The organism is Myceligenerans crystallogenes, from assembly GCF_039529775.1.
Lineage (GTDB): Bacteria > Actinomycetota > Actinomycetes > Actinomycetales > Cellulomonadaceae > Myceligenerans > Myceligenerans crystallogenes.
The window spans coordinates 32,596-57,777 of the sequence record NZ_BAAANL010000002.1; the positions used below are offsets into that span (position 1 = coordinate 32,596).

Annotated in this window: 22 protein-coding genes; 15 read left to right on the plus strand and 7 right to left on the minus strand. The window is 72.9% G+C overall.

What is annotated here, in order from left to right:
* Positions 1-6 precede the first annotated feature (6 nt).
* The 5 genes from ABD208_RS04830 to idi all read left to right on the plus strand — a co-directional run bounded on the left by ABD208_RS04830 (position 7) and on the right by idi (position 4,905).
* Positions 7-420 carry an acyl-CoA thioesterase gene (locus ABD208_RS04830; protein ID WP_344100105.1) on the plus strand — a complete coding sequence of 138 codons (414 nt, stop codon included), beginning with the start codon at positions 7-9 and terminating at the stop codon, positions 418-420.
* Between the two features lie 217 nt (positions 421-637).
* Positions 638-2,047: a family 2B encapsulin nanocompartment shell protein gene (locus tag ABD208_RS04835; protein WP_344100107.1), complete on the plus strand. Its 1,410-nt coding sequence runs from the start codon at positions 638-640 to the stop codon at positions 2,045-2,047.
* A gap of 35 nt (positions 2,048-2,082) precedes the next feature.
* Positions 2,083-3,312: a family 2 encapsulin nanocompartment cargo protein terpene cyclase gene (locus ABD208_RS04840; protein ID WP_344100109.1), complete on the plus strand. Its 1,230-nt coding sequence runs from the start codon at positions 2,083-2,085 to the stop codon at positions 3,310-3,312.
* Positions 3,313-3,479: 167 nt separating this feature from the next.
* Positions 3,480-4,343: a geranyl diphosphate 2-C-methyltransferase gene (locus ABD208_RS04845; protein ID WP_344100111.1), complete on the plus strand. Its 864-nt coding sequence runs from the start codon at positions 3,480-3,482 to the stop codon at positions 4,341-4,343.
* Positions 4,344-4,347: 4 nt separating this feature from the next.
* Positions 4,348-4,905, plus strand: coding sequence for an isopentenyl-diphosphate Delta-isomerase (idi, locus tag ABD208_RS04850; protein WP_344100113.1), 558 nt, complete (start codon positions 4,348-4,350; stop codon positions 4,903-4,905).
* Between the two features lie 63 nt (positions 4,906-4,968).
* On the opposite strand, the gene fabG is transcribed toward idi, so the two are convergent.
* Together fabG and ABD208_RS04860 are read right to left on the minus strand one after the other, a co-directional pair.
* On the minus strand, positions 4,969-5,721 hold the full coding sequence (gene fabG, locus ABD208_RS04855; protein ID WP_344100115.1) for a 3-oxoacyl-ACP reductase FabG: 753 nt from the start codon (positions 5,719-5,721) through the stop codon (positions 4,969-4,971).
* A 150-nt stretch (positions 5,722-5,871) separates the two neighbouring features.
* Positions 5,872-6,984: an alcohol dehydrogenase catalytic domain-containing protein gene (locus tag ABD208_RS04860; protein WP_344100117.1), complete on the minus strand. Its 1,113-nt coding sequence runs from the start codon at positions 6,982-6,984 to the stop codon at positions 5,872-5,874.
* Between the two features lie 240 nt (positions 6,985-7,224).
* Here ABD208_RS04860 and ABD208_RS04865 point away from each other — a divergent pair, with 240 nt between their 5' ends.
* A complete protein-coding gene (locus ABD208_RS04865; RefSeq protein WP_344100120.1) occupies positions 7,225-8,262 on the plus strand; it encodes a lytic polysaccharide monooxygenase in 1,038 nt (345 codons plus the stop codon).
* A 28-nt stretch (positions 8,263-8,290) separates the two neighbouring features.
* Here ABD208_RS04865 and ABD208_RS04870 read toward each other — a convergent pair whose 3' ends face one another.
* The gene (locus tag ABD208_RS04870) at positions 8,291-8,809 is read right to left on the minus strand and encodes a gamma carbonic anhydrase family protein (RefSeq protein WP_344100122.1); all 519 of its coding nucleotides are present in this window, start codon (positions 8,807-8,809) and stop codon (positions 8,291-8,293) included.
* 80 nt (positions 8,810-8,889) lie between these two features.
* Here ABD208_RS04870 and ABD208_RS04875 point away from each other — a divergent pair, with 80 nt between their 5' ends.
* Positions 8,890-9,123, plus strand: a complete 234-nt coding sequence (locus ABD208_RS04875) for a helix-turn-helix domain-containing protein (RefSeq protein ID WP_344100124.1) — start codon at positions 8,890-8,892, stop codon at positions 9,121-9,123.
* Positions 9,124-9,162: 39 nt separating this feature from the next.
* Here the strand turns inward: ABD208_RS04875 and ABD208_RS04880 are convergent, their stop codons facing one another.
* Both ABD208_RS04880 and ABD208_RS04885 read right to left on the minus strand, forming a co-directional pair.
* Complete coding sequence (locus ABD208_RS04880; protein ID WP_344100126.1) at positions 9,163-10,134, minus strand: NAD(P)-dependent alcohol dehydrogenase; 972 nt, start codon at positions 10,132-10,134, stop codon at positions 9,163-9,165.
* Between the two features lie 64 nt (positions 10,135-10,198).
* A complete protein-coding gene (locus tag ABD208_RS04885; RefSeq protein ID WP_344100128.1) occupies positions 10,199-10,957 on the minus strand; it encodes a GTP pyrophosphokinase in 759 nt (252 codons plus the stop codon).
* A gap of 203 nt (positions 10,958-11,160) precedes the next feature.
* On the opposite strand from ABD208_RS04885, the gene ABD208_RS04890 reads away from it, so the two are divergent.
* Both ABD208_RS04890 and ABD208_RS04895 read left to right on the plus strand, forming a co-directional pair.
* Positions 11,161-12,804 (plus strand): glycoside hydrolase family 6 protein, encoded by a 1,644-nt coding sequence (locus ABD208_RS04890; protein WP_344100130.1) that lies wholly within the window; start codon positions 11,161-11,163, stop codon positions 12,802-12,804.
* Between the two features lie 83 nt (positions 12,805-12,887).
* Positions 12,888-13,397, plus strand: a complete 510-nt coding sequence (locus ABD208_RS04895) for a DUF6328 family protein (RefSeq protein ID WP_344100132.1) — start codon at positions 12,888-12,890, stop codon at positions 13,395-13,397.
* A gap of 5 nt (positions 13,398-13,402) precedes the next feature.
* Here ABD208_RS04895 and ABD208_RS04900 read toward each other — a convergent pair whose 3' ends face one another.
* Complete coding sequence (locus ABD208_RS04900; RefSeq protein ID WP_344100134.1) at positions 13,403-16,099, minus strand: discoidin domain-containing protein; 2,697 nt, start codon at positions 16,097-16,099, stop codon at positions 13,403-13,405.
* A gap of 267 nt (positions 16,100-16,366) precedes the next feature.
* Between ABD208_RS04900 and ABD208_RS04905 the strand changes: the two genes are divergently transcribed.
* From ABD208_RS04905 to ABD208_RS04925, 5 genes are all read left to right on the plus strand, one after another.
* A complete protein-coding gene (locus tag ABD208_RS04905; protein WP_344100136.1) occupies positions 16,367-17,377 on the plus strand; it encodes a LacI family DNA-binding transcriptional regulator in 1,011 nt (336 codons plus the stop codon).
* 97 nt (positions 17,378-17,474) lie between these two features.
* Positions 17,475-19,205: a glycoside hydrolase family 13 protein gene (locus ABD208_RS04910; protein WP_344100138.1), complete on the plus strand. Its 1,731-nt coding sequence runs from the start codon at positions 17,475-17,477 to the stop codon at positions 19,203-19,205.
* Positions 19,206-19,265: 60 nt separating this feature from the next.
* Positions 19,266-20,669 carry an ABC transporter substrate-binding protein gene (locus tag ABD208_RS04915; RefSeq protein WP_344100140.1) on the plus strand — a complete coding sequence of 468 codons (1,404 nt, stop codon included), beginning with the start codon at positions 19,266-19,268 and terminating at the stop codon, positions 20,667-20,669.
* A gap of 3 nt (positions 20,670-20,672) precedes the next feature.
* The gene (locus ABD208_RS04920; protein WP_344100142.1) at positions 20,673-21,638 is read left to right on the plus strand and encodes a carbohydrate ABC transporter permease; all 966 of its coding nucleotides are present in this window, start codon (positions 20,673-20,675) and stop codon (positions 21,636-21,638) included.
* Positions 21,635-22,552: a carbohydrate ABC transporter permease gene (locus ABD208_RS04925; RefSeq protein WP_344100144.1), complete on the plus strand. Its 918-nt coding sequence runs from the start codon at positions 21,635-21,637 to the stop codon at positions 22,550-22,552. The genes ABD208_RS04920 and ABD208_RS04925 overlap by 4 nt, the downstream gene beginning before the upstream one ends.
* 2 nt (positions 22,553-22,554) lie before the next feature.
* Here the strand turns inward: ABD208_RS04925 and ABD208_RS04930 are convergent, their stop codons facing one another.
* Positions 22,555-24,321, minus strand: a complete 1,767-nt coding sequence (locus ABD208_RS04930) for an ABC transporter ATP-binding protein (RefSeq protein ID WP_344100146.1) — start codon at positions 24,319-24,321, stop codon at positions 22,555-22,557.
* Between the two features lie 124 nt (positions 24,322-24,445).
* Here ABD208_RS04930 and ABD208_RS04935 point away from each other — a divergent pair, with 124 nt between their 5' ends.
* A complete protein-coding gene (locus ABD208_RS04935) occupies positions 24,446-24,997 on the plus strand; it encodes an NADPH-dependent FMN reductase (RefSeq protein WP_344100148.1) in 552 nt (183 codons plus the stop codon).
* The last annotated feature ends 185 nt before the right edge of the window (positions 24,998-25,182 follow it).

Consider the following 25,182-nt stretch of genomic DNA (forward strand, 5'->3'; position numbering starts at 1 on the left):
GCCGCGATGACCTCCCGTATCCCCTTCCTGCTGCGCTGGAACGACAACGACCAGTACGGCCACCTCAACAACACCGTCTACTACGAGGCGATGGACACCGCCGTGAACACGTGGATGATGCGCCACTGCGGGCTGGACCCGGCGGGCGACGTGATCGGGCTGGTGCGCGCGTCGTCGTGCGAGTACCTGGCGCCGGCGTCGTTCCCGGACGAACTGGAGGTGGACATCGCGGTCGCCCGCCTCGGGACGACGTCGGTCACGTGGGACCTCGCGATCCTGCGGGCGGGGACGGGCCGCGACGACGCGCTCGCGCTGGGCAGGTTCACCCACGTGTTCGTCGACGCCGCCGCCCGCCGCCCCGTGCCGGTCCCGGGGCGCGTCCGCGGGGCGATCGAGGCGCGCCTGCGGCTCGGGGGCTGAGCGCCGCGCGGCGGGCATACCGTCCAGACGGTTTGGCGTGGTGACGCGGCAACGCAGGGAGCGCGCGGTGTTCGTGAAGTGTAGGGCGATTCATACCGGGTTGAAAAATTCTCCCGTGATGTGATGTCGCGAATCTCCCCGCCTACGGTGGCTCGTGTTCCACCGACGCACCGCCCGCCCGCACGGCCACCCCTGACCGCAAGGAGAGACACGGACGATGTCGATCGCAGCCGGACACGAAGCAGCGCCGGACCAGCAGGACCCGCGCAGCCTCTCCACCCGGGCCGCCCGCAACCTGGCGACCACCACCAAGTCCGCCCCGCAGATGCAGGGCAAGAGCTCCCGCTGGGTCACCCGCACCCTGCCCTGGGTCCAGACCGACGGCGGCACCTACCGCGTCAACCGCCGCCTCACCTACACGGTCGGCGACGGCAAGATCGCCTTCGACCAGGCGGGCGCGCAGGTCCGGGTCGTCCCGGCCGAGCTCACCGAGCTCTGGATCCTGCGGGGGTACGACGACGCCCCCGTGCTGGAGGCCCTCGCCGGCCGCTTCGTCCAGCGCGACGTCGAGCCCGGCGACGTCGTCGCGCAGGAGGGCACCCCGGCCACCCACGTCTACCTGGTGGCGCACGGCCGCGTGCACCGCACGTCCGAGGGGGCGTACGGGGGGACGGATCTCCTGGGCGTGCTGTCCGACGGCGACAAGTTCGGCGAGCAGTACCTCCTGGAGGAGGACCCCAGCTGGGAGTTCACGGTCCAGGCGGCCACGGCCTGCACGCTCCTGGAACTGCCCCGCGAGGACTTCGCCGCCCTGGTGGCGGACTCGGCGAGCCTGGCCGCGCAGCTCGACCACATCCGCGCGCTGCCGGAACACAGGCAGAACAAGCAGGGCGAGGCGGAGATCGCGCTCGCGTCCGGCCACTCCGGCGAGCCCGACCTGCCCGCCACGTTCGCCGACTACCAGCTGCGCCCGCGCGAGTACGAGCTGAGCGTGGCCCAGACGGTGCTCATGGTGCACTCCCGGGTCGCCGACCTCTACAACAAGCCGATGAACCAGACCGAGCAGCAGCTGCGCCTCACGATCGAGGCGCTCCGCGAGCGCCAGGAGAGCGAGCTGGTCAACAACCGCGAGTTCGGCCTGCTGCACAACGCGGACTTCTCCCAGCGCTTCGACACGCACTCGGGCCCGCCCACGCCCGACGACCTGGACGACCTGCTCACGATGCGCCGCAGCACCCGGTTCCTGTACGCCCACCCGCGCGCCATCGCGGCGTTCGCCAAGGAGTGCAACAAGCGCGGGCTGCCCATGGACTCCGCCGACCTGGACGGCCACCGGGTCCCCGCGTGGCGCGGCGTCCCGCTGCTGCCGTGCGGCAAGATCCCGGTGTCCGCGCAGCGCACGTCGTCGATCATCGCGGTGCGCACCGGCGAGGACGACGAGGGCGTGATCGGCCTGCACCAGACGGGCCTGCCGGACGAGGTGGAGCCGGGGCTCAACGCCCGCTTCATGGGGATCGACCAGAAGGGCATCATCTCCTACCTGGTCAGCACCTACTTCTCGGCGGCGGTGCTCGTTCCCGACGCCCTGGGTGTGCTCGAGAACGTCGAGATCGCCCCGCGGGCCTGAGGGTGGCCGGCGACCGGAAGAGGGGGGTCTGACCCGTGTCACTGCTGTCCAGGATGTCAGCGCCGGGCGGGCGGGACGCCGCGGCCGTCGTCGTCGGCCGGCTGCTCGGCGACGCGCGCCGTCCGGCGCGCACGGAACTGCACGCCGTGTCCGCCCCTCGGCTTCCCGCGCATCCCGCGGGGCTGGGGTTCGCGCCGGTCGGGTCCGGCCCGGCGTCCGCGCCGGGGCGGCCCGGCGGTTCGGGGATCGTCGAGGCCCTTTCGGGGAGCGAGGCGAGTCTGCCGCGCCGCAGCGAGGCCGCCGGGGACGATCTCGTGCTGTACTGCCCGCCCGCCGTCCGGGACGACCCCGCGCTCGGGCAGGAGGTGGACGAGCGCCTCGTGGAGTGGGCGCAGGAGGTCGGGATCTATCCCGGCCGCCTCGACATGATCCGCCGGGCCGAGTTCGGCCGGCTCATGATGCTCGCGCATCCCGAGACCGACGACGTCGAGCGGTTGCTCGCCGCGGCGCGGTGCGGGCTCTCGGAGTGGGCCGTCGACGACCACTACGTGGACGGCGAGGTGGAGGAGGCGCGTCCGGAGCTGCTGGGGCAGCGGCTCGCCGTCGCGCACTCCGTCATCGACCAGGCGCACCTGCCGCTGCGGTATGCGCCGCAGCTGGAGCAGGTGGTCCAGGCCGATCCGGTCGCGGTGTCGCTGCGCTCGGCGCAGCGGCACCTGGCCGCCTTCGCCTCGGCGGCGCAGCTGCGCCGGCTGCGGCACGAGCTGGCGATCATGTTCGTCGCCTACAACCAGGAGGCGGTCTGGGCCACGGCCGGGCAGCGGCCGCCGGTGTGGGAGTTCCTCATGCACCGGCACGAGAACAGCTTCGTGCCGTGCATGGTGCTCGTCGACGCCGTGGCCGGGTACGAGCTGCCGTACGCGGAGTTCGCCGACCCGCGCGTACGCCGCGTGTTCACGCTGGCGGGCTCGGCCAGCGTGATCGTCAACGACCTCTACTCCATGGCCAAGGAGGACCCGGGCGACTTCAGCCTGCCCCGCCTCATCGCCGCGGAGGACGGGGTCAGCCTGGACGACGCCGTCGTGGCGACCGTCGAGATCCACGACGAGCTGATGCACGCCTTCGAGGCCGAGTCGGCCGCCCTGGCGGCGTCCGGGTCGCCCGAGCTGCGCCGGTTCCTGGCCGGGGTGTGGGCGTGGTGCGGCGGGAGCCGCGAGTGGCACGCCCGCAGCGGCCGGTACCACGGCCTCGCCGACGGGGAATGAACCGCGCGGCGGCCCGCCCGGCGTCGTCGTCGGCACGCACCTGACGGCGCCACGTTCCACAGCACCTTCCGGACCACCTTCGCACCACCTTCCGCACCGCGTTTTCGCCCGCACGCCCGCGTGACGCCTGTCCGCGTCCCGCGCTTCCACCGACAAAGGAGCAGCGCATGACCTCCTCCACCGTGTCCTCGCCCGAGAACGTCCTGCACACCGACTACCAGCGGTCCGTCGCCGCCTACTGGAACGCGGAGCGCGACCCGGTCAACCTCCGCCTCGGCGAGGTGGACGGCTACTTCCACCACCACTACGGGATCGGCGACTACGACCCGTCCGTCCTGGAGGGCCCGGCGGACACGCGGGACGAGCGGATCATCCGCGAGCTGCACCGCCTGGAGTCCGCGCAGGCGGACATCCTCCTGGATCACCTGGGCGACGTGCGGCCGCACGACCGCGTCATGGACACCGGCTCGGGCCGGGGTGGCACGAGCTTCATGGCCCACGACCGGTTCGGCTGCGCCGTCGACGGCGTGACGATCTCCGAGCAGCAGGTCGCGTTCGGGAACGCGCAGGCGGCCGAGCGCGGCGTCGCCGGCAAGGTCGCCTTCCACTTCCGCAACATGCTCGGCACCGGGTTCGACACCGGGTCGCTGCGCGCGAGCTGGAACAACGAGTCGACCATGTACGTGGACCTGTTCGAGCTGTTCGCCGAGCAGGCGCGCGTGCTGCGGTTCGGCGGCCGGTACGTCACGATCACCGGGTGCTCGAACGACGTGACGGGCGGCCGGTCGAAGGCCGTCAGCCGCATCGACGAGCACTACACGTGCAACATCCACCCGCGCAGCGAGTACTTCCGCGCGATGGCGGCCAACGGCCTGGCGCCGATCGCCGTCGTCGACCTCACCCCCGCGGCCATCCCGTACTGGGAGCTGCGGGCGCGGTCCTCGGTCGCCACCGGGATCGAGGAGCCGTTCCTGACCGCGTACCGTGAGGGCAGCTTCCACTACCTGCTCATCGCGGCCGACCGGATCTGATCCGGTGGCCTTCGGGGAAGGGCCCACGATGCTGGAGCTGGTCGACGAGTCCGGCACCACGATCGGCACCGCCGAGAAACTCTCGGCGCACGTCCCGCCGGGCAGGCTGCACCGGGCGTTCTCGGTGTTCCTGTTCGACGACGCCGGGGCCCTGCTGCTCCAGCGGCGGGCGTGGACCAAGTACCACTCGCCAGGGGTCTGGTCGAACTCGTGCTGCGGGCACCCGTTCCCCGGCGAGCCGCCGGCCGAGGCGGCGGCCCGGCGGGTGCGGGAGGAGCTCGGCGTGACGCCGCACCTCCTGCGCCCGGCCGGGACCGTGCGCTACACCCACCCCGACCCGGCCTCGGGGCTGGTGGAGCGGGAGTACAACCACCTGTTCACGGGGCTGGTGCGCACCCCGCCCCGGCCGGACCCGGAGGAGATCGCCGAGGTCCGGTTCGCCGCACCCGACGAGGTGGTCCGGGAAGCGGGTGAGGGCGACTTCTCGGCATGGTTCGGCACGGTCCTGGACGCGGCCCGCCCCGCGATCCGGCAGTTCCTGGGGGACGACGCGGGCTGGTGACGCTGGGCCAGGCGGAAATCGCGCGAGCAAACGCTCTCACGCGCGATTTCCGCCTGGCCCGGGTCAGTCGCGCGGCCCGCCCGCCACGTACAGCACCTGGCCCGAGACGAAGCCGGCGTCCTCCGACGCGAAGTAGGCCGCCGCCGCGGCGATGTCCTCCGGCACGCCCGGCCGGGCCACCGGGATCTGGGCGGTGGCGGCCGTGACGTACTCGTCGAACGGCACGCCGACCCGCTCGGCGGTCGCCCTGGTCATGTCCGTCTGGATGAACCCCGGCGCGATCGCGTTCGCCGTGATCCCGAACTTGCCCAGCTCGATCGCGAGCGTCTTGGTGAAGCCCTGCATCCCGGCCTTCGCCGCCGCGTAGTTCGCCTGCCCGCGGTTGCCCAGCGCCGAGGTGGAGGACAGGTTCACGATCCGCCCGAACCTCGCCTCGACCATGTGCGCCTGCACCGCCCGCGTCATGAGGAACGCCCCGCGCAGGTGCACCCCCAGGACGGCGTCCCAGTCCTCCAGCGACATCTTGAACAGCAGGTTGTCCCGCAGGATCCCGGCGTTGTTCACCAGGATCGTCGGCGCGCCGAGCTCGGCCGCGACCCGCTCCACGGCCGCGGTCACGGCCGCCTCGTCGGAGACGTCCACGCCGACGGCGATCGCCCGGCCGCCGCCGGCCACGATCCGTTCGGCCGTCGCGGTGGCCTGGTCCTCCAGCAGGTCCAGCACGGCCACGGCGTGGCCCTCCCGGGCGAGGCGTGCGGCGGTTGCGGCGCCGATGCCGCGCGCGGCTCCGGTCACGATGGCGGTACGAGAGGTCATCGTCGTCCTTTCGGTTCAGGGGTACGGCACAGTTTTCCAGCTCGTGCGGCCCGGTGTGGTGCGGTCGTCCGACCGCGGGCGGCGCGGCCGCCGGGAGGTGTCCGACGCCGCTCGGTGCGTCTGACGACGCCGCGAGTCCCGGGCACCTCGTCAGAACTCGATCAGCTGACGCAGGGCGGCCCCTGACGCCAGGCGGTCCAGCGCACCCGGCAGGTCGTCGAGCGTGATCCGGTCCGACACGAGCTTCTCCAGCGGTAGCTTCCCCGCGCGCCAGAGGTCGACGTAGACGGGGATGTCCCGGCCCGGCACCGCGGACCCCAGGTAGGAGCCGACGACGGTGCGGGCCTCCGCGGTCAGGGTCAGCGGCGAGATCGCCGCCCGCGCCCCGGGGTGGGGGAGCCCGACCGTCACCGTCGTCCCGCCCGGCGCCGTCATCCCGAAGGCGGTCTCGAACGCCCGGGCGCTCCCGGCCGCCTCGACGACGACGGGCGCGCGGATCCCGGCGTCGCCGGCCTCCTGCGGCGTGTACGCCGCGGCCCCCAGCCCCCGTGCGAGCTCCACCTTCGCGGGTACGGCGTCGACGGCGATCACCTCGTGCCCCAGCGCCGCGGCGACCAGCAGCGCGGCCATCCCGACCCCGCCGAGCCCGACCACGGCGACGGGTTCGCCCGCGGCGGGACGGCCCGCGTTCAGCACCGCCCCGCCCCCGGTCAGCACGGCGCAGCCCAGCAGGGCCGCGACGTCGGCCCGGACGTCGTCGTCCACCGGCACGACCGACGTCGCGGACACGACGGCATGCGTCGCGAACGCGCTCACGCCGAGGTGGTGGTGCACCTCCCGCGGGCCGTCCGGCCCGGAGCGCCGCAGCCGCCGCCCGCCGCCGACGAGCGAGCCGGCGGCGTTCGCGGCGCTGCCCACGCCGCACGGCAGCCGCCCGTCGGTACGGCACGCGGCGCACTTGCCGCAGCGCGGCAGGAAGGTCATGACCACCCGCTGCCCGACGCCGAACGCGGCGCCGCCCGCGGGCCCCACCTGCTCGACGACGCCCGCCGCCTCGTGCCCGAGCAGCATCGGCACGGGGCGCTCGCGGCTGCCGTCCACCACGGACAGATCGGAGTGACACAGCCCGGCGGCCTCGATCCGCACCAGGATCTCGCCCGGCCCGGGCGGGTCGAGCTCCAGCGGCCCGACCGTGACCGGCCGCGACTCGCGGTACGGGGCGGGCGCGCCGCAGCGCTCCAGCACGGCGCCGATGATCTCCACGGTGGCCTCCTTGCCGTCGGGGTCAGCGACAGCATACCGACCACGCGGTATGTAAGGAAGCCCGGGTATGGATCCCGTGGCGACTGCGCGGCGCAGCGCTGACCCGTTCGCCGCTGGTCCGTGGCCTCCGTCCGGAGGTCACGGACCATCTTCGCGTGACGGGTCATAAACGATTTTCATCCTGGCCGGGGCAGTGACGGTGGTTCACGGTGGTGCCACCGTTGAGCTCGAGGAGGAGCCATGCACGTCGTCACTGCTGCAAGGGCGCGAACCGCGGCGGTACTCGCCGCCGTCGCGCTGGTCCTATCGATGGGGGTGGTCGCGATCCAGACCGCGAACGCCCCCGACGCCGCCGCGCACGGATCGGTCACGAACCCGCCGTCGCGGAACTACGGCTGCCACAGCCGCACGGGTGCCGACTTCGACGACCCGGCCATGGCCACCTACGACCCCATGTGCTACCAGGCGTGGCAGGCCAACCCCGACGCCATGTGGAACTGGAACGGCCTCTACCAGAACGGGATGGGCGGCAACTACTCGTCCGTCGGCAGCCGGGTCTGCTCGGGCGGCGGCGCGGAGGGCGGCAAGTACGCGGCCCTCGACAAGCCGGGCAGGTGGGTCGCCAAGGGCGTCCCGACGAGCTTCCAGCTCCGGCTGGACGACCAGGCGAACCACGGCGCCGACTACCTGCGCGTCTACGTGACGCGCGCCGGCTTCGACCCGACGACGCAGCAGGTCAGCTGGAGCGACCTGCAGCTGGTCAAGGAGACCGGCCGGTTCCCGACGCAGTCGCCGTACACGACGGACGTGAACCTGTCGGGCCGCAGCGGCCGGGCCGTGCTGTTCACGCTCTGGAAGGCGTCGCACCAGGACCAGACGTACTTCATCTGCTCGGACATCAACATCGGCGGCGGGGACCTCGGCCCGTGGCCGTCGTCGAACCCGGGCACGCCGTCGACCACGCCGCCGCCGTCGTCCACGACGCCGCCCCCGGCGTCCGGCGGGGCGTGCACGGCCGCGGTCACCGTCACCAACAGCTGGAGCGGCGGCTACCAGGCGAACCTCAACGTCACGGCGGGCAGCTCGGCCATCTCGGGCTGGCGGGTCAGCCTGGCCGGCGCGACCGTCACGCAGGCCTGGAACGGGACGCTGAGCGGGTCGAACGTGATCTCGGACGCGGGCTGGAACGGGTCGCTCGCGGCCGGGGCGAGCACGTCGGCCGGGTTCGTCGGCAGCGGGAGCGCGTCGGGCGTCACGGCGACCTGCACGGCCGAGTGATCGAGCGCGCCGGCGCCCGGTGAGCCCCTCAGCCCACCGAGCGCCGGTGCAGCTCCGAGAGCTTCTGGTACTCCAGGGCGTTCTCCGCCACGCGCCGGCGCCCCGCCTCGTCCAGCACGCCGCGGACCTTCGCGGGCAGGCCCGCCGCGAGGTGGTGCGCGGGGATCTCCTGCCCCTCCAGCACCAGCGCCCCCGCCGCGACGAACGCGCCGGCCCGGACGACGCTGTTGTTCAGCAGCTTCGCGCCCATCCCGATGAGGCAGCCGTCCTCGATCGTGGCGCCGTGGACGATCGCCAGGTGGCCGACGCCGACGCCCGCGCCGATACGGGCCGGGACGTCCCAGTCGGTGTGCACGACGCAGTTGTCCTGGATGTTGCTGCCCTCGCCGAGCGTGATCTCGTCCATGTCGCCGCGCAGCACCGCGCCGTAGAACACGCTGGCGCGCGGGCCGATCGTCACGCGGCCCACGATCGTCGCGGTGGGCGCGATCCAGGCGGTGGGGTCGATCCGTGGCTCGTGGCCGTCGAAGGGGAGAATAATTGCCATGGCATGCACCATACGCCGGTGACCAGGTTCTTCGGGCGCGTCGCCGGGCAAATCGCCCCGCCTGCCTGGAGACTGTTCGTATGGAAAGTCAGTACAAGCCCGACGACTCCCGTTTCATGACGCTCACTGACGTCTGCAAGACGCTCGACGTCTCCAGCGCGATCGTGTACGGCCTGCTCCGGAGCGGGGACCTGCCGGGCATCCAGGTCGGGCCGAAGAAGGTGTGGCGCATCGAGCGCGCCATGTTCGAGGAGTACATCGAGCGCCAGTACAAGCTGGTGCGGGAGCGGATCTCGGCCGGCGAGCTGGAATGACGTGCGCGGGCCGGGCGCTGCCCGGACCGCGGACGTGTCTCACGGTGCCGCGACCCGCACCACGATCTTTCCCTGATGGGCGCCGCTCTCCAGCCGCCGCACGGCGGCGAGGGCGTCGTCGAACGCGTACACCCGATCGATCGCCGGGACGACGACGCCGCTGGTGACCAGGTCGGTGACGGCGAGCAGCTCGTCCCGGGACTGCGGGGCGACCAGCACGCGCACGTGCTTCCCGGTGAGCCACCGGAGGCCCGGGCCCGCGGCGAGGACCGCCAGCAGCACGCGCGTGCGCCCGCCGACCAGGTAGTACGCCCCGCCGGGGCGCAGCGCGCCGTGCACCCGGTACGGCGAACGGTGGCCGACCAGGTCGACGACCAGGTCGTAGCGCTCGCGGTGCCGCGCCCAGTCCTCGGACCGGAAGTCCACGGTGTGATCGGCGCCGACGGCGCGCAGGTGCCCGGCCTTGTCCGCGCCGTCGACGGCGGTCACCTCGGCGCCCGCGTGCCTGGCGAGCTGGACGACCATCGAGCCGCCGGCCCCGCCCGCACCGTTGACCAGGACGTGCTGCCCGGCGGTGACCCGGGCCGGTCCGTTGATCGCCCGCGAGGCGATGCAGCCCGCCTGGGGGATCGCGGCGGCGTCGGTGAAGGAGAGCGCGGGCGGCTTGCGCGCCAGGAGCCGGGCGGGCGTGGCCACGTACTCGGCGAGGCCGCCGCGATACCCGGCCAGCTCGCCGAACACCTCGTCGCCGGGGGAGTACCCGGTGACGTTCCGGCCGCAGGCCTCGACGACGCCGGCCACGTCGGAACCCGGGACCGGGTTCCGCGGGCGGGACAGGCCCCCGATGCGGGAGTAGAAGGGCGATCCGGCGAGGTTCTCGCGGTCGGACCCGTTCAGGGAGCACGCGTGCACCCGGACCAGGACGTCGTCGGGCCCGGGTTCGGGCCGGGGCACGTCGTCGAGGCGGACGCCGTCGGCCGTGCCGTAACGCTCCTGGACAACCGCGCGCATGCCGCCTCCCGGGGATCGAACCGCTGGCCAGAACGCTAACGGCCGCGGGAGCCGGGCGCCAGGGTCACCCCCGCCGTTCGCGCCCGTTGTCGTCGAACCGGGCGTCCTCGGACCGGCTCGACCAGAACTCCCGCAGGATCTCGTCCGGGCTCAGGATCGTGTCCAGCCGCTCGGCCGGCTCCTGCCCGCCGGACAGCTGCTTGACCTCCTCGTGGATGCGTTCCATCGAGGTGTCCAGGGACTGGGCGACGTCGGCCGCGAGCTTGAGCGAGTCGATGAGGTGCCGGGGCACGTCGCGCTGGTACTTGTAGTAGATCTTGTGCTCCAGCGACGCCCAGAAGTCCATCGCGATGGTCCGCAGCTGCACCTCGACCACCACGTCCTCGGTGCGGTCCGACAGGAACACCGGCACCTGCACGATCAGGTGCAGCGACCGGTACCCGTTCGGCTTGGGCGTGGAGATGTAGTCCCGCTCCTCGAGCAGGGTGATGTCGGCCTGCTTGATGAGCATGTCGCGCACGTGGTAGATGTCCGAGACGAAGCTGCAGGTCACGCGGACGCCCGCGATGTCGAACATGTGCTTGCGGATGCCCTCGGGCGTGAACGGGATGCCCTTGCGCCGGCACTTCGCGACGATCGAGTCGAGCGACTTCAGGCGCGACCCCACGTGCTCCACCGGGTTGTACTGCTGCATGTGCCGCAGTTCGTCGCGCAGGATCCCGATCTTGGTCATCACCTCGTCGATCCCGAACTTGTAGGTCAGCGCCAGGCGGCGCACCTCGTGCATCACGGCCCGCAACTCGTCCGGGTGAGGCGATTCCATGGGTCGATCGTAGGCAACCGCGGTGTCCGGTGCGTCCAGGCAAGACCCAGTCCGTCGCGAGCCCCGGTCTCCTGCGGACTTGACGGGGCTCCGCCCGCGGACCGAAGCTAGGCCATACGCCCGTGGAAGCGTTCCCATCGCGATAACGATTCACAGCGGAGACGAACCCACAGCGGCGTCGAACCCAGGTCGAAGGAGATCTCATGTTCCGTGCACCATCCGTCCCCCGGGGCCGGGCCCCGGGGCGTGCCGCGGTCGCCGCGGCCGTCGCCCTCGCCGCGCCGCTGGCCCTCGTCGCCGCCCTCGGGCCGAGCGCGTCCGCCGAGGGCCAGGCCGAGGGCCAGGCCAACGGCCAGGCCGAGGCCGGCCTCTACACCGACCCGTTCAGCACCACGTTCGCCGCCGCCGCGAACCTCACGGGCCAGGCCCGCGACGACGCCCAGCGCCTCGGCGCCGTCCCGACCTCGACCTGGCTCACGTCGGGCAGCCCGGCCGAGGTCTCCGCCCAGGCGGCCGACGTCGTCTCCCGCGCGAACGCCGAGGGCGACGTCGCCACCCTCGTGGCCTACAACGTCCCGTTCCGGGACTGCGCCCAGTACTCGGCCGGCGGCGCGACGTCCCAGGCCGAGTACCGCGCCTGGATCGACGGGGTCGCGGACGGCGTCGGGGACGGCGAGGCCGTCGTGGTCGTCGAGCCCGACGGGCTCGGCGTCATCCCCTGGTACACGACGCTCGAGGGCACGCAGGAGTGGTGCAAGCCCGCCGAGGCCGACGCCGCCACGGCCGCCGCGGAGCGGTTCGAGATGATCAACTACGCGGTCGACACGCTCGGCGGGCTGCCCGGCACGAAGGTCTACCTCGACGTCGGCCACAACGGCTGGCTCAACGTCGGCGACGCGACGGACCGCCTGATCAAGGCCGGCGTGGCCGACGCCGACGGGTTCGCCCTGAACACCTCGAACTACCAGTACACGGCCAACCTCACCGCCTACGGGCGCTGGGTCTCGTCCTGCATCGCGTACGTCACCGAGGTCGCCCCCGGCGACTTCGGCAGCTGCGGCAACCAGTACTGGAACGGCGGCCCGGCGAACGACTGGACGGGCGTGGCGATGTCGCCGTACGCCGAGTGGTCGTCCGGCAACCCGGACCCGGCCCTCGACACGGCCGGCGTCGACTCGCGGTACGAGCAGCAGCTGGGCGACGTCGAGCCGTCGACCCACTACGTCCTGGACACCTCGCGCAACGGCCGCGGCCCGTGGGAAGCGCCCGCCGGGAAGTACTCCGACGCCGAGACCTGGTGCAACCCGCCCGGCCGCGGGCTCGGCGACCTGCCGACGCACGAGACCGGCGAGGAACTCGTGGACGCGCACCTGTGGATCAAGGTCCCCGGCGAGTCCGACGGCAAGTGCTACCGCGGCACGGGCGGCCCGCTCGACCCGGAGCGCGGCACGGAGGACCCGGCCGCGGGCCGCTGGTTCACCGAGCAGGCGCGCGAGCTGATCGAGCTGGCGGCCGAGCCGCTGCCCACCCCGGAGTGCGCGGTCGACTACCGCGTGACCGGCCGGACCGCGACCGGCTTCACCGGCAAGCTCCGCCTGTCGGTGACCGGCGACGAGACCGTCTCGGGCTGGCGGCTGCGGTTCGACCTGCCCGCGGGGACCACCGTCGGCCGGGGGACCGGTGCGCACTTCGACCAGGACGGCACGATCGTGACCGCGACCCACCTGCGGCACAACGCGCGGCTCGTGCCGGGCGGGGACCCGGTGCCGGTGTCGTTCAAGGCGCGGGGCGCGGCCTTCGAGCCGGGCTACGTGACGCTGAACGGGAAGCCGTGCCTCGTGAGCTGATCCGCCGGTCCGCTCCCTGACCGGACCGCTGCCCGCCGCCCGCGCCTGCGCGAGCGGCGGGCAGCGGCGTTACGGTCGCAGGTATGGCAGCGGCGGCAGCGGGCAGGGGCAAGGACACGGGCAGGAACACGCGAACGGACGACGACGAGCACCCGTCACCGGAGCGGATCACCCGCAACTGGAACGAGCTCCTGCAGGAGCTGCGCGTCATGCAGACCGGCGTCCAGATCCTCACCGGCTTCCTGCTCACCGTCCCGTTCTCGGCCCGCTTCGAGGCGCTCGCGTCGCACCAGCGCGTCCTGTACCTCGCCGTGCTGGCGGGCTCGCTGCTGACCACCTGCCTCATCGTCGCGCCGGTCGCGTTCCACCGGACGCTGTTCCGGCAGCGCAAGCGCGAGTGGCTCGTGCGCATGGCCGACCGGTGCGCCCGGCTGGGCCTGGCGTCGTTCGGGCTCGTGTCGGGCGGCGTGACGCTGCTGGTGTTCGACGTCGTCGCCGGCACCACGGCGGCGTGGATCGCCGCGGCCGCCGTGGTGCTGCTGTTCGCCGCGTTCTGGTTCGGGGTGCCGAGGCTGGCCCACCGCGGCGGCTGACGGCGTCAGTTCCGCTGGATCGTGAACGTGCTCGTCTCGTTCCGGATGTCGACGGCGTTCCCGCCGAGCGTCAGCCCGCTGAACGTCGCCGACCCCACCGCCGGCCCCTGCCCGGGCTCCGGCAGCTCGTTCGCCCAGATCCCGAACCCGGACCTCGCGTCCCACGCGTCCCCGCTGCGCCGCGCCCCGCTGATCGACACCCGCGTGAACACCGTGTCGGTCACGGGATGCTGCGGCTGCCCGCCCACGTAGTTCGTCTGGAACATGATCCCGGAGTAGGTCGGGTCGACGACGTCGAGGTCGGACACGCGGATCCCGCGGAACTCCTTCGACGCCGAGAACAGCCACATCGCGGGGAACGTCTGGTTCCCCCAGAAGTGCCCGCCCGTACGTACCAGCAGGATGTCGTCGAAGTTCGTCGTCGCGGGCCCGAAGCCCTCCATCGGGTACCCGAAGTCGAGCGAGCTGATCGTCACCCCGGAGTACACGAGCGTGTCGGCGACGTAGATGTCGCGGAAGGTGTTGTCCTGCCCGCCGTACACCGCCAGCCCGGCCGCCCGCCACGTGACCAGCGACGTCAGGCTCTCGTACAGGTTGCCGCGCTGCCCGCTGCCGCCGCCGTCGGTCGCGGCGAACAGCGCGAACGAGTCGTCACCGGTGCCGCGCGTCTCGATGTTCCGCACCACGTTCCCGGAGGACCCGTTGGTCATGTTGATCCCGTCGGCCCACGTGTTCCGGATGCGGGAGTTCGTGATCGTCGAGTCGTCCAGGTTCGCGGCCCAGAACATGCAGACCATGTGCTCCACCCACAGGTCGTCCACGGTCATGTTCGCCACGCCCGAGAAGTCGAGCACCTTGCCTGGCCCGTCGATGCGCTGCGTGTAGTTGCCCCAGTAGGAGAACGACCGGAACTTCGAGCCGTTCGCCGAGGCGTCCGCCCGGAACCCGATGTCGGTGTCGTGCTGCCCCGCCGGCGCGTGGAACCGCGTGAACCACGGACCGGCCCCCACGATGTCCATGGCCTTGCCGTACACCTGGAACTTGCTCGACGTCGTGTAGTCGCCCGCCGGCAGGTACACCCCGGCCAGGCCCTCCGTGCGCGCCTTGTCGAGCGCGTTCTGCACGTCCTGGTGGCCGAACCCGGCGGGCACCGCGTACCGCGCGGGATCCGGGTTGGCCTTCGGCGCGGCCAGCTCGGTCGAGACGAGGTCCACGGCCACGGGCAGCGGGTTGCTCCCGGTCTTCTGCAGCCGGATCACCGACCCCGCCGGGACGGTCGTCCCGAGCAGCGTGCTCGCCTCGTCGTAGACGTGCCGCGCGGGCCCGGCACCCGGGTCGTTCACCGGGCTCGCCTCGTTCCCGTACACCCAGGCGAACTTCGAGGTCAGCTCCAGCCGCTCGCGGAACTGCCCGTCGACGAACACGTCCACGGAGCCGTTCTGCCCGCCGCCGCCCGCGGCGTCCGGGATCGAGAACCGGGTCACGAGCGTGTTGGTGGGCGCGTCGAGCGTCCACTCGACGTAGGCCCCGTCGGACCTCAGGTGCACGGCCTGCCGCCCCGACGCCTCCCCGGCCAGGTCGCCCACGGTCCGGTTCGGCCCGAGCTTGACGGCGCCGCCGCCGGTCACGCCCTTCTCGGCCTCCAGCAGGGTGTACGGCATGTCGGCGCCCCGCCCGTCGGGCAGCGGCGGCGTCGTCGGATCATCGGTGGGCGGGTCCGTCGGCTCGTTCGTCGGGGGATCCGTCGGCTCGCCCGACGGCGTCCCGTACACCTCGAGCTCGGCGACCTGCGCGCCGGGCGCCCCGGAGTTCGCGGTGAACTCCAGGCGCACGTCCCGCGCCGTCCCGCTCACGGGAACCGTCACGACGTTCCCCGAAGCGGGGTCGAACGTGTAGGTCGCGGGCGCCGCCAGCGTCTCGAACGCCCCGGACCCGGCCTGCCCCAGCACGGCGAACGTCTGCGTCCGCCGCGCCCACACGGTCGCCGGGTTCAGGCGCACGGTCACGGACGTCAGCTCGGCGTCGGCCGCGAGACCCGCCGTCAGGGTGGCCGGGTACTGCCCGGCCCCGGACTCCCAGTAGGTCGTTGCGTCGCCGTCCGTCGCATGCGCGGCCACGTAGGTCTGCGTGGACGACGACGCCGCCGCCGGCCGCCCCGCCGCGAGATCCGCCGGGTCCGACGGCGCGTCCGTCGTGCCCAGCACCTTCAGCCGGGACAGCTGCCCGGCGGGCCAGGTGGAGTTCGCCTCGAACCGCAGCCGGACGAACCGGGTGGTCGCGTCCGGCAGGTCGGCGGCGACCGTGTTGCCGGACCCCGGCGCGAACGAGTACCGGGCCCGCCCGGCGATCGTCGTGAACGACACCCCGTCGGCCGAGCCGAGCACGGTGATGTCCTGCGAGCGTGCCTCCCATCCCGCGGGCAGACCCAGCTCGAGCGCGGTCACCGCGGCGGGCGCGCCGAGATCCACCTGCACCCATTGGGGGAAGCTGTCGTTCGCGGACTCCCAGTACGTGGCCCCGTTGCCGTCGGTGGCGTGGGCCGCGGGGTAGCCCTGCTGGTGGGAACTGGCCGTCGTCGGCTTGCCCGCCGCGAGATCCGTGGCGTCCGCCGCGGCGGACGCCGCGCCGATCGCCACGAGCGACGACGCGACGAGGCCCGCCAGGGCCGTCGCGACGGCGAGCGTGCGCGTACGTTGTCTCATCCTCATGGGGATGTGTCCTCTCCGCTGGTCCTGCTCACGGCCGGCGACGTCGCCGGCCCGGATGATGCGCTCGCGGGAGCCTGAGCGCGTGATCGGGAAGTTGCCGATTATCTGACGACTTTGTGCAGAGATTCTGTCAACTTCTTGCGGCGAGCGTACGGACGGCCCCGGTGCGCGTCAAGGGCGGGATTTCCCGTACTCGCCCGGTGCGCAAGCGCCTCGCAAATCATGCAAGCCATTTGCGCGATCTTGGGTAAGGTCGGTGCCATGGGACGACGACTTGCCGAAGTGGCGGAGAAGGTTGGGGTCAGCGAGGCGACCGTGAGCCGGGTGCTGAACGGGAAGGCCGGGGTGTCGGCCGCGACGCGCGAGGCGGTGCTCACCGCGCTCGACGTGCTGGGGTACGAGCGCCCGGTGAAGCTGCGCGGCGATCGCGCGCGCCTGGTCGGCCTCGTGCTGCCCGAGCTCGCCAACCCGATCTTCCCCGCGTTCGCCGAGGTGGTGGGCGGGGCGCTCGCGCAGCAGGGGTTCACCCCGGTGCTGTGCACCCGCAGCGCGGGCGGTATCACGGAGGCCGAGTACATCGACCTGCTCCTGCAGCAGCAGGTGTCCGGCGTGATCTTCGCCGGCGGCCTCTACTCGGAGCGGGACGCCGACCACGCCCACTACGAGCGCCTCGAGGACCTGGGCCTCCCGGTCGTGCTGATCAACGCCTCGATCGACGAGCTGGGGTTCCCGCACGTCTCCTGCGACGACCTCATCGCCACCCAGCAGGGCATGGAGCACCTGGTCTCAATGGGCCACGAGCGGATCGGCCTGCTGCTCGGCACGGCCGACCACGTGCCCTCGGAGCGCAAGCTCGCCGCCGCCCGGGCGTTCGCGGACCGGGCGGGTCTCGACCTGCCGGACGAGTTCGTGGTGCACAGCCGGTTCGGCATCGAGCCGGGTCAGGCCGCCGCGGCGAAGCTGGTGGAGCGGGGCGTCACGGCGATCCTGGCGGCGTCGGACCCCCTGGCGCTCGGCGCGATCCGCGCCGTGCGGCGCGCCGGCCTGGAGGTGCCGCGCGACGTGTCGGTCGTCGGCTACGACGACTCCGCGCTGATGAACTCCACGGACCCGGCCCTGACCACCGTGCGGCAGCCGATCGACCAGATGGGCCGGGCCGCCGTCGACCTGCTGGCCAGCCTCATCGGGGGCGGGACGGTCTCCCGCGACGAGCTGCTGTTCGAGCCGGAGCTCGTGGTGCGGCGGTCCACGGCGGCGGCGCCGCGGGGGTAGCGCCGGGGGGGTGTGCGGGCGGGTTCACCCGCATTTCCGGAACGGGTTGCTGTCAAGTTCTTGCGTATCACTCGTTCAGTCGTTACGGTCATGCCTCATGACCGACCGCGCATGGTGGCGTGACGCCGTCATCTACCAGATCTATCCCCGTTCGTTCGCCGACGCCGACGGCGACGGGACGGGCGACCTCGCGGGCATCCGCGCCCGCCTGACCTACCTGCGTGACCTCGGCGCCGACGCCGTCTGGTACACCCCGTGGTACGCGTCGCCGCTGGCCGACGGCGGGTACGACGTCGCCGACTACCGCGCGATCGACCCCGTCTTCGGCGACCTCGCCGAGGCCGAGGCGCTCATCGCCGAGGCGCGCGACCTGGGGATCCGCACGATCGTCGACGTCGTCCCCAACCACGTCTCCAGCGAGCACCCGTGGTTCCGCGCCGCGCTCGCGGCGCCGCCCGGCTCGCCCGAGCGGGACCGCTTCTGGTTCCGCGACGGCGGCGGCCCGGACGGCGCCGCGATGCCGACGAGCTGGGTCTCCAGCTTCCAGGGCACCACCTGGACCCGCACCACGAACCCGGACGGCACGCCCGGCCAGTGGTACCTGCACCTGTTCACCCCGCAGCAGCCGGACCTGAACTGGGAGAACGCGGACGTCCGGGCAGAGCACGAGGCGGTGCTGCGCTTCTGGTTCGACCGCGGCGCGGCCGGCATCCGCATCGACTCCGCCGCCCTGCCGGTCAAGGACCCGGCCCTGCCGGAGGTCCCGGGGACGTGGGGCCCGGGGGAGCACCCCCACCTGGACCGCGACGGCCTGCACGACATCTACCGCGGCTGGCGCGCGGTCGCGGACTCCTACGGCGCCAGGGGCGGTGCCGCGGACGACGGCGCCGCCGGGGGCGGCAGCCGGGACGGCGGCGTCGCGGCTGGTCGCACGGACGGCACCGGGGACGACGAACGCGTCCTGGTCGGCGAGGTCTGGCTCCCGGACGCCGAGCGCTTCGCCCGCTACCTGCGCCCCGACGAGATGCACACCGCCTTCAACTTCGACTTCATGACGCGGCCCTGGCACGCCAAGGAACTGCGCGAGTCCATCACCCGCACCCTGGACGCGCACGCCCCGGTCGGCGCGCCGCCCACCTGGGTGCTGTCCAACCACGACGTCACCCGCCCCGTCACGCGCTACGGCCGCGAGGACTCCTCGTTCGACTTCGCCGCCAAGCGCTTCGGCACGCCCACCGACCTGGAGCTCGGCACCCGCCGCGCCCGCGCCGCGGCCCTGCTCACCGGCGCGCTGCCCGGCAGCCTGTACGTCTACCAGGGCGACGAGCTCGGCCTGCCGGAGGCCGACGTCCCGCGCGGCGCCATCCAGGACCCGATGCACTTCCGGTCCGGCGGCGTCGACCCCGGCCGCGACGGTTGCCGCGTCCCGCTCCCGTGGGCGGCGTCGGGCCCGAGCTGCGGCTTCGGCCCGGACGACGGCGCCGCCCCCTGGCTGCCGCAGCCGGACGGCTGGTCCGCGTACGCGGCTGACCGCCAGGCCGCCGACCCCGCCTCGATGCTCACCCTCTACCGCACGATGATCGCGGCCCGCCGCGCCGAGCCCGGCCTGCGCGACGACGCGTTCGCCTGGCTCGCCCTGCCCGGCCTGGACGACGACGCCCCCGTCCTCGCCTTCACCCGCGGCGTCGGCTTCGCCTGCGTGGTCAACCTCGGCCCCGAGGCCCTGGCCCTCCCGCCCGGCGCCGAGGTGATCCTCGCCAGCGCCCCGCTCGGCGGCGGCGCCGTCGTCCCCGCCGACACGGCGGTCTGGTACCGCCGGCAGGACTGACCCGCACCCTCCCGGTCCCCCCGGTTTCCCCCCGCAGTTCCAGCTCAACGAGGAGTGATGATGACGTCACGCAAGCACCCCCGCAGGGCGGTCGCCGCCCTGGCGGCCCTGACCGCCGCCGGCCTCGCGGCCTGTTCCGGCGGCGGCGAGCCGCTCACGCCCGACGACGCCGAGGCGCTCGCCGACGAGAAGGTGACCATCCAGGTCGCGATGGACGAGGGCCTGGAGCCCGACGCCGTCGAGGCCTTCGAGGCCCGCGCCGACGAGTTCATGGCGGCCAACCCGAACATCACCGTCGAGGCCCAGGAGTACACCTGGACCGGCACCACGTTCGCCGCGGACCTGGCCGGCGGCACGCTGCCCGACGTGTTCACCGTGCCGTTCACGGACGGCCGCGGCCTCATCGAGCGGCAGCAGATCGCCGACATCTCCGGCCTGATCGCCGAGCTGCCGTACGCGGGCAGCTTCAACGAGACGGTGGCCGCCGCCGGCCAGTCCGCCGACGGCGCCCAGTGGGCCGTGCCGATCGCGGCCTACGGCCAGGGCATCCACTACAACCGGGCCCTGTTCGAGGAGGCCGGGCTCGACCCCGACGTCCCGCCCGCCACCTGGGACGAGGTCCGCGAGGCGGCGAGGACGATCAGCGAGGAGACGGGCGAGACCGGCTTCGCGATGATGACGTCGTCGAACACCGGCGGCTGGATCCTGACGACCCTCGTGTACGCGCTGGGCGGCCGCGGCGAGGAGGTGAGCGAGGGCGGCGACGCGCCGGTGGTGACCGCCACGATCGACACCCCCGAGTACCGCCAGGCCCTGGAGTACCTGCGGGCCATGCGCTGGGAGGACGACTCCATGGGCGACAACTTCCTGCACGACTGGGCCACCAGCCACGCGGACTTCGGCGCCGGGAAGATCGGCATGTTCGTCTCCGGCGGCGGCGACTACGGCAACCTCGTCACGCAGAACGCGATGAACCCCGACGACTACGGCGTCACCGTGCTGCCGCTGGAGGGCGACGACGCCGCCGTGCTCGGCGGCGGCACCCTCGCCGCCGTCAGCGCCAAGGCCACCCCGGCCGAGCAGGCCGCGGCCGTGCGGTGGATCGACTTCTACTTCATGGGCAAGCTGACCACGCAGGAGGGCGCGGTGGCCGACGCCGAGGCGCTGGCCGCGCAGGACCAGCCGGTCGGCGCGCCCGTGCTGCCGGTGTTCGACAAGGCCACCTACGACCGGACGCAGGAGTGGATCGCGGGCCGGATCAACGTGCCCCTGGAGCAGTTCGCGCCGTACACGGCCGCGATCTACGACCAGCCGCTGGCCCCGGAACCGCCGTCGGCCACGCAGGACCTGTACGCGACCCTCGACCCGGTGGTGCAGGCCGTGCTCACCGACGAGGACGCGGACGTCGCGACGCTGCTCGGCGACGCCGAGAAGCAGGTCCAGACCCTGATCGACCGGAGCTGATCCATGGCGTCCACCCTCGCCGCGGGGCCGGTCCGGAGCGGGACGTCCGCTCCGGGCCGGCCCCGGCCGCCCGCGCCGCGCGGCCGGGCCGCGTCGCTCCGCCGCCGCGGCGGGCTCTCCACCCTCGTGATCGCGCTGCCCCTGCTGCTGTGCTTCGGGCTGTTCTCCTGGTTCCCGATCGTGCGCGCGGTCGTGATGAGCGTCCAGTTCACCAACCTCGTCGCGCCGCCGGAGTTCGTGGGGCCGGACAACTTCACCTACGTGCTCGCGGACCCGCTGCTGCCCGTCGCCGTGCGGAACACCCTGTGGTTCGCGGTGCTCGCCCTGGTGTTCGGCTACCCGCTGCCGCTGGCCGCGGCCGTGGCGATGAGCGAGGTGCGCAGGCTGCCCGGGATGTTCGCGGCGCTGGCCTACCTCCCCGTCGTCGTGCCGCCCGTCGTGGCCGTCCTGCTGTGGAAGACCTTCTACGGCGCCTCCGGCACCGGCGTGTTCAACACGATCGCCGGCTGGTTCGGCGCGGGCCCGTTCCCGTGGCTGCAGGACCCCGCCTGGGCGATGCCCTCGCTCGTGCTGGAGGCCACGTGGGCCGCCGCGGGCGGCACCGTCATCATCTACCTCGCCGCCCTCAAGGGCGTCGCCCCCGAGCTGTACGACGCCGCCGAGGTCGACGGCGCCGGGATCTGGCGCAAGATCTGGCACGTCACCCTGCCGCAGCTGCGCGGCGTCCTGTTCGTCACGCTGATCCTGCAGGTCATCGGGACCTCGCAGGTGTTCACCGAGCCGTACCTGTTCACCGGCGGCGGCCCCGCGAACTCCACCACCACGATCCTGCTGATGATCTACAACTACGCGTTCGGCGGCCGCGGGGACTACGGGGCGGCCACCGCGCTCAGCCTCCTGCTCGCCGTCGTCCTCGCGATCCTGTCCGCGATCTACTTCCGCCTGACCCGACGCTGGAGCACGACATGACCGGCCGCACGCGCACCACCCCGAAGGCGCCGGACCCCGCCGACCGCGGCATCGTCTCCGACGCCGATCTGCGCCGCCCCGGCATCCGGTACGGCCTGCGCGCCGTGCACGGGCTCCTGCTCGCCGCGCTCCTGGTGACCGGCCTCGGGCCCGTCCTGTGGCTGGCCAAGGCCGCGGTCACCCCCACCCAGGACACCCTGCGCACCCCGCTGGCGGTCTTTCCCCACGGCATCGACCTCGCCAACCTCGCCGAGGCCTGGACGCGGTTCGACATCGACCTGCACTTCGTCAACACCCTCTGGCTCGCGCTCGGCTCCTGGGCCGTGCAGCTCCTCGTGGCCGTGACCGGGGGCTACGTGCTGTCCGTGCTGCGGCCCTGGTACGCGCGCATCCTGAACTGGCTGGTGCTGTCCACCCTGTTCGTGCCGGCCGTCGTGCTGCTCGTCCCGCTCTACCTCACCGTGCTCGACGTGCCCGGCCTGCACGTCTCCCTCGTCAACACCTTCTGGGCCGTCTGGCTGCCCGCCGGCGCGAACGCGTTCAACGTGCTGCTCGTGACCCGCTTCTTCGACGGCCTGCCCCGCGAGGTGTTCGAGGCCGCCCGGGTCGACGGCGCCGGGCCCTTCCGGCTCGGCTGGTCGATCGTGCTGCCCATGTCCCGGCCCGTCCTCGGCGTCGTCTCCGTCCTCGCGTTCGTCACCGCGTGGAAGGACTTCCTGTGGCCGTTGCTCGTGCTGCGCGACCAGGCGGTGCAGCCGCTGTCCGTGCGGCTGCCCGCCCTGCAGGACTACGTCGAGCTCGAAGTCCTTCTCGCGGCGCTCGCGGTCAGCACCGTCATCCCGGTCCTGATCTTCCTGCTGTTCCAGAGACTGTTCCTGGACGGCGCCGGGATATCCGGGGCGGTCAAGGGCTGAGGTCAGCCGGCCTGGGTCTCGTGGAGGGTCGCGTAGCGGCCCGCGCGGGACAGCAGGTCGTCGTGGGAGCCGTGCTCGACGACGCGGCCGTGCTCCAGCACGATGATGCGGTCCGCCTGCCGGATCGTGGAGAGGCGGTGGGCGACCACGAGGGTCGTGCGGCCCCGCATGAGGCGGCCGAGCGCCTCCTTGACCAGGGTCTCCGACTCGGTGTCCAGGGCGCTGGTCGCCTCGTCGAGCAGCAGGACGCGCGGGTCGCGCACGAGCGCGCGGGCGATGGCGATGCGCTGCCGCTGCCCGCCGGACAGCCGCGCCCCGCGCTCGCCGACCACCGTGTCCCAGCCCCTGGGCAGCTCGTCGACGAACTCCAGCGCGTTGGCGTCCCGCAGCGCGGCGCGCACGACGTCGTCGGACGCGTCCGGGATGCCGTACGTGACGTTCTCGCGGATCGTGCCCTCGAACAGGACGGACTCCTGCGGGACGACGGACACGTGCCGCCGCACGGTGCGCAGGTCCAGCTCCTGGGCGTCGGCGCCGTCCACGAGCAGGCGGCCCGACGTCGGGCGGATGAAGCCGAGCACCAGGTTGAGCAGCGTGGACTTGCCGGATCCGGAGGATCCGACGAACGCGACGGTCTCGCCGGGGGCGATGGTGAGGTTCACGTCGGCGAGGGCGTCGTCGTCGGCGTCGGGGTACCGGTGGTGCACGTGCTCGAGCGTCAGCTCGCCGACGACGCCGTCGACGGCGCGGCGGCCCGCGTTCTCCTCGAGGTCGGGCTCCTCCAGGACCTCGGCGACGGACCGCAGGGACTCGGTGCCGCGGGCGGCGACCGGGATGAGCATGAGCAGCTGGGCCAGGCCCTGGGTCAGGAGCGCGAAGTAGCTGGACAGCAGCACCACCTCGCCGGGCGTGATCGGCAGGAACCCGGTCAGGGCGAAGATGGCGGCCAGGGCCAGGCAGGCGACGCCGAGCAGCTGCATCGAGACCCAGGAGAACGAGGCGACGCGGCCGTTGAGCATGTCCAGGTGCAGGCCGGCGCGGCGCAGGCCGTCGGCGCCGGCGGCGAGGCGGGAGACGGCGGTCTGCTCCAGGCCGTGCGCGCGGGTGATCGGGATGAGCGAGGCCATCTCGCCCACGCGGGACGCGAAGCCCTCGACCTCGCGGCGGAACTGCTCGTTCCGGTCCCGGGAGCTGCGGGCCGTGGCCCACCGCATGCCGAGGGCGAGCGGGACCGCCAGCAGGTACACCGGCAGGAACTCGGGGACCTTGAGCGCGGTCATCGTCACCGCGCCGGCCAGCACCATCGCCGAGGAGAGCACGGGATGGGTGACCTGCTGGAGCATGACCTCGATGTTCTCGACGTCGCGCACCACCTTGGACTGCACCACCGAGGAGCTGGCCCGCGTGTGGTACCCGATCGAGAGGCTCTGCAGGCGGGCGGCCAGAGCGTTGCGCAGCAGCGCGCCGGTGTCGCGCACGACGGTCATGAAGTGGCGCGTGTAGACCAGATGGTTGGGGATGTTCTGCAGCAGCAGGACGGCGGCGACGCCGAACCAGATCAGCACGCCCTGCACGCTGCCGCCCGTGGCCACGATGTCGATCACCGCCGCGGTGATCACCGGGAGGAACCACATGGGGACCTCCTTGGCCGTGAACGCGGCGATCGCCAGGGACATCCGGCCGGGACGGCGGGCGAGGAGGCGGAGGATCGAGCGGGTGGGGTGAGCGCTGTCGATGCGGACGTCGGTGGTAAGCGCTTTCTGGGCCATGCGGGAAATGCTACGGCGTGGGCGGGCGCCGCATCGAATCGTTCTGAGGCGCCTTGCCGAGTGGCGTGGGACACATTGCCGCCGGGCGGGAAGATAGTTGAACGTTCAGCGAGTTGCGAGGGGTATGACAACTCGCAAGATCGGCATCGTCGTCAGCTCGTCCCGCCCCACCCGGATCGGCCACAAGGTCGCGGGCTGGGTGCACGCGCAGGCCCCCGAGGGCGCCGACGTCGACCTCATCGACCTGGCCGAGGTCGGCCTGCCGCACCTCGCCGACCCCGAGACGCCGCGCTCGGGCAACTACGCCGAGCCCAGCACCATCGCGTGGGCCGAGAAGATCCGCTCGTACGACGGCCTCGTGATCACGACCCCCGAGTACAACGGCGGCTACCCGGCCATCCTGAAGAACGCGATCGACACCCTGTTCGCGGAGTGGAACGGCCTGCCGGTCGGCGTCGTCGGCTACGGCTGGGGTGCCGGGGCCGACGCCGCCCGTCAGCTCGGCGAGGTGCTCGCCCGCGTCGAGGCCGTCGTGCTGCCCGGCCCGGGCCTGAAGTTCGGCGAGGCCCTCACCCCCGAGGGCGAGTTCCTGGAGGCCGCCCCGGCCGCCGCGGCCGCCGCCCTCTTCGAGCAGATCGCGGCCGCCGCCCAGGACAAGGCTCCGGCCCCCGCCTGACCGTCCCCGCCTGACCGTCCCCGCGTCGCGTGCCCGCGATCCGGCGCAGCCTCCCGCTGCGCCGGATCGCGGGCACCTTGCGTCCCGGGGTTCCCGAGTGGCCGGCAAGGTCACGTGCTCGCCATGTTTGCGCAGGTCAGACGTCACTTCGAATTCAGCTTCCGGCAACCCTATTTTCCTTCCCC

Coding starts and splice junctions, on each gene's coding strand:
- ABD208_RS04920 (WP_344100142.1), top strand. CDS start 20,673: ATGGCGTCCACCCTCGCCGCGGGGCCGGTCCGGAGCGGGACGTCCGCT.
- ABD208_RS04890 (WP_344100130.1), top strand. CDS start 11,161: ATGTTCCGTGCACCATCCGTCCCCCGGGGCCGGGCCCCGGGGCGTGCC.
- ABD208_RS04925 (WP_344100144.1), top strand. CDS start 21,635: ATGACCGGCCGCACGCGCACCACCCCGAAGGCGCCGGACCCCGCCGAC.
- ABD208_RS04915 (WP_344100140.1), top strand. CDS start 19,266: ATGACGTCACGCAAGCACCCCCGCAGGGCGGTCGCCGCCCTGGCGGCC.
- ABD208_RS04930 (WP_344100146.1), bottom strand. CDS start 24,321: ATGGCCCAGAAAGCGCTTACCACCGACGTCCGCATCGACAGCGCTCAC.
- ABD208_RS04835 (WP_344100107.1), top strand. CDS start 638: ATGTCGATCGCAGCCGGACACGAAGCAGCGCCGGACCAGCAGGACCCG.
- ABD208_RS04865 (WP_344100120.1), top strand. CDS start 7,225: ATGCACGTCGTCACTGCTGCAAGGGCGCGAACCGCGGCGGTACTCGCC.
- fabG (WP_344100115.1), bottom strand. CDS start 5,721: ATGACCTCTCGTACCGCCATCGTGACCGGAGCCGCGCGCGGCATCGGC.
- ABD208_RS04830 (WP_344100105.1), top strand. CDS start 7: ATGACCTCCCGTATCCCCTTCCTGCTGCGCTGGAACGACAACGACCAG.
- ABD208_RS04880 (WP_344100126.1), bottom strand. CDS start 10,134: ATGCGCGCGGTTGTCCAGGAGCGTTACGGCACGGCCGACGGCGTCCGC.
- ABD208_RS04935 (WP_344100148.1), top strand. CDS start 24,446: ATGACAACTCGCAAGATCGGCATCGTCGTCAGCTCGTCCCGCCCCACC.
- ABD208_RS04910 (WP_344100138.1), top strand. CDS start 17,475: ATGACCGACCGCGCATGGTGGCGTGACGCCGTCATCTACCAGATCTAT.
- ABD208_RS04895 (WP_344100132.1), top strand. CDS start 12,888: ATGGCAGCGGCGGCAGCGGGCAGGGGCAAGGACACGGGCAGGAACACG.
- ABD208_RS04845 (WP_344100111.1), top strand. CDS start 3,480: ATGACCTCCTCCACCGTGTCCTCGCCCGAGAACGTCCTGCACACCGAC.
- ABD208_RS04900 (WP_344100134.1), bottom strand. CDS start 16,099: ATGAGACAACGTACGCGCACGCTCGCCGTCGCGACGGCCCTGGCGGGC.
- ABD208_RS04875 (WP_344100124.1), top strand. CDS start 8,890: ATGGAAAGTCAGTACAAGCCCGACGACTCCCGTTTCATGACGCTCACT.
- ABD208_RS04870 (WP_344100122.1), bottom strand. CDS start 8,809: ATGGCAATTATTCTCCCCTTCGACGGCCACGAGCCACGGATCGACCCC.
- ABD208_RS04885 (WP_344100128.1), bottom strand. CDS start 10,957: ATGGAATCGCCTCACCCGGACGAGTTGCGGGCCGTGATGCACGAGGTG.
- ABD208_RS04905 (WP_344100136.1), top strand. CDS start 16,367: ATGGGACGACGACTTGCCGAAGTGGCGGAGAAGGTTGGGGTCAGCGAG.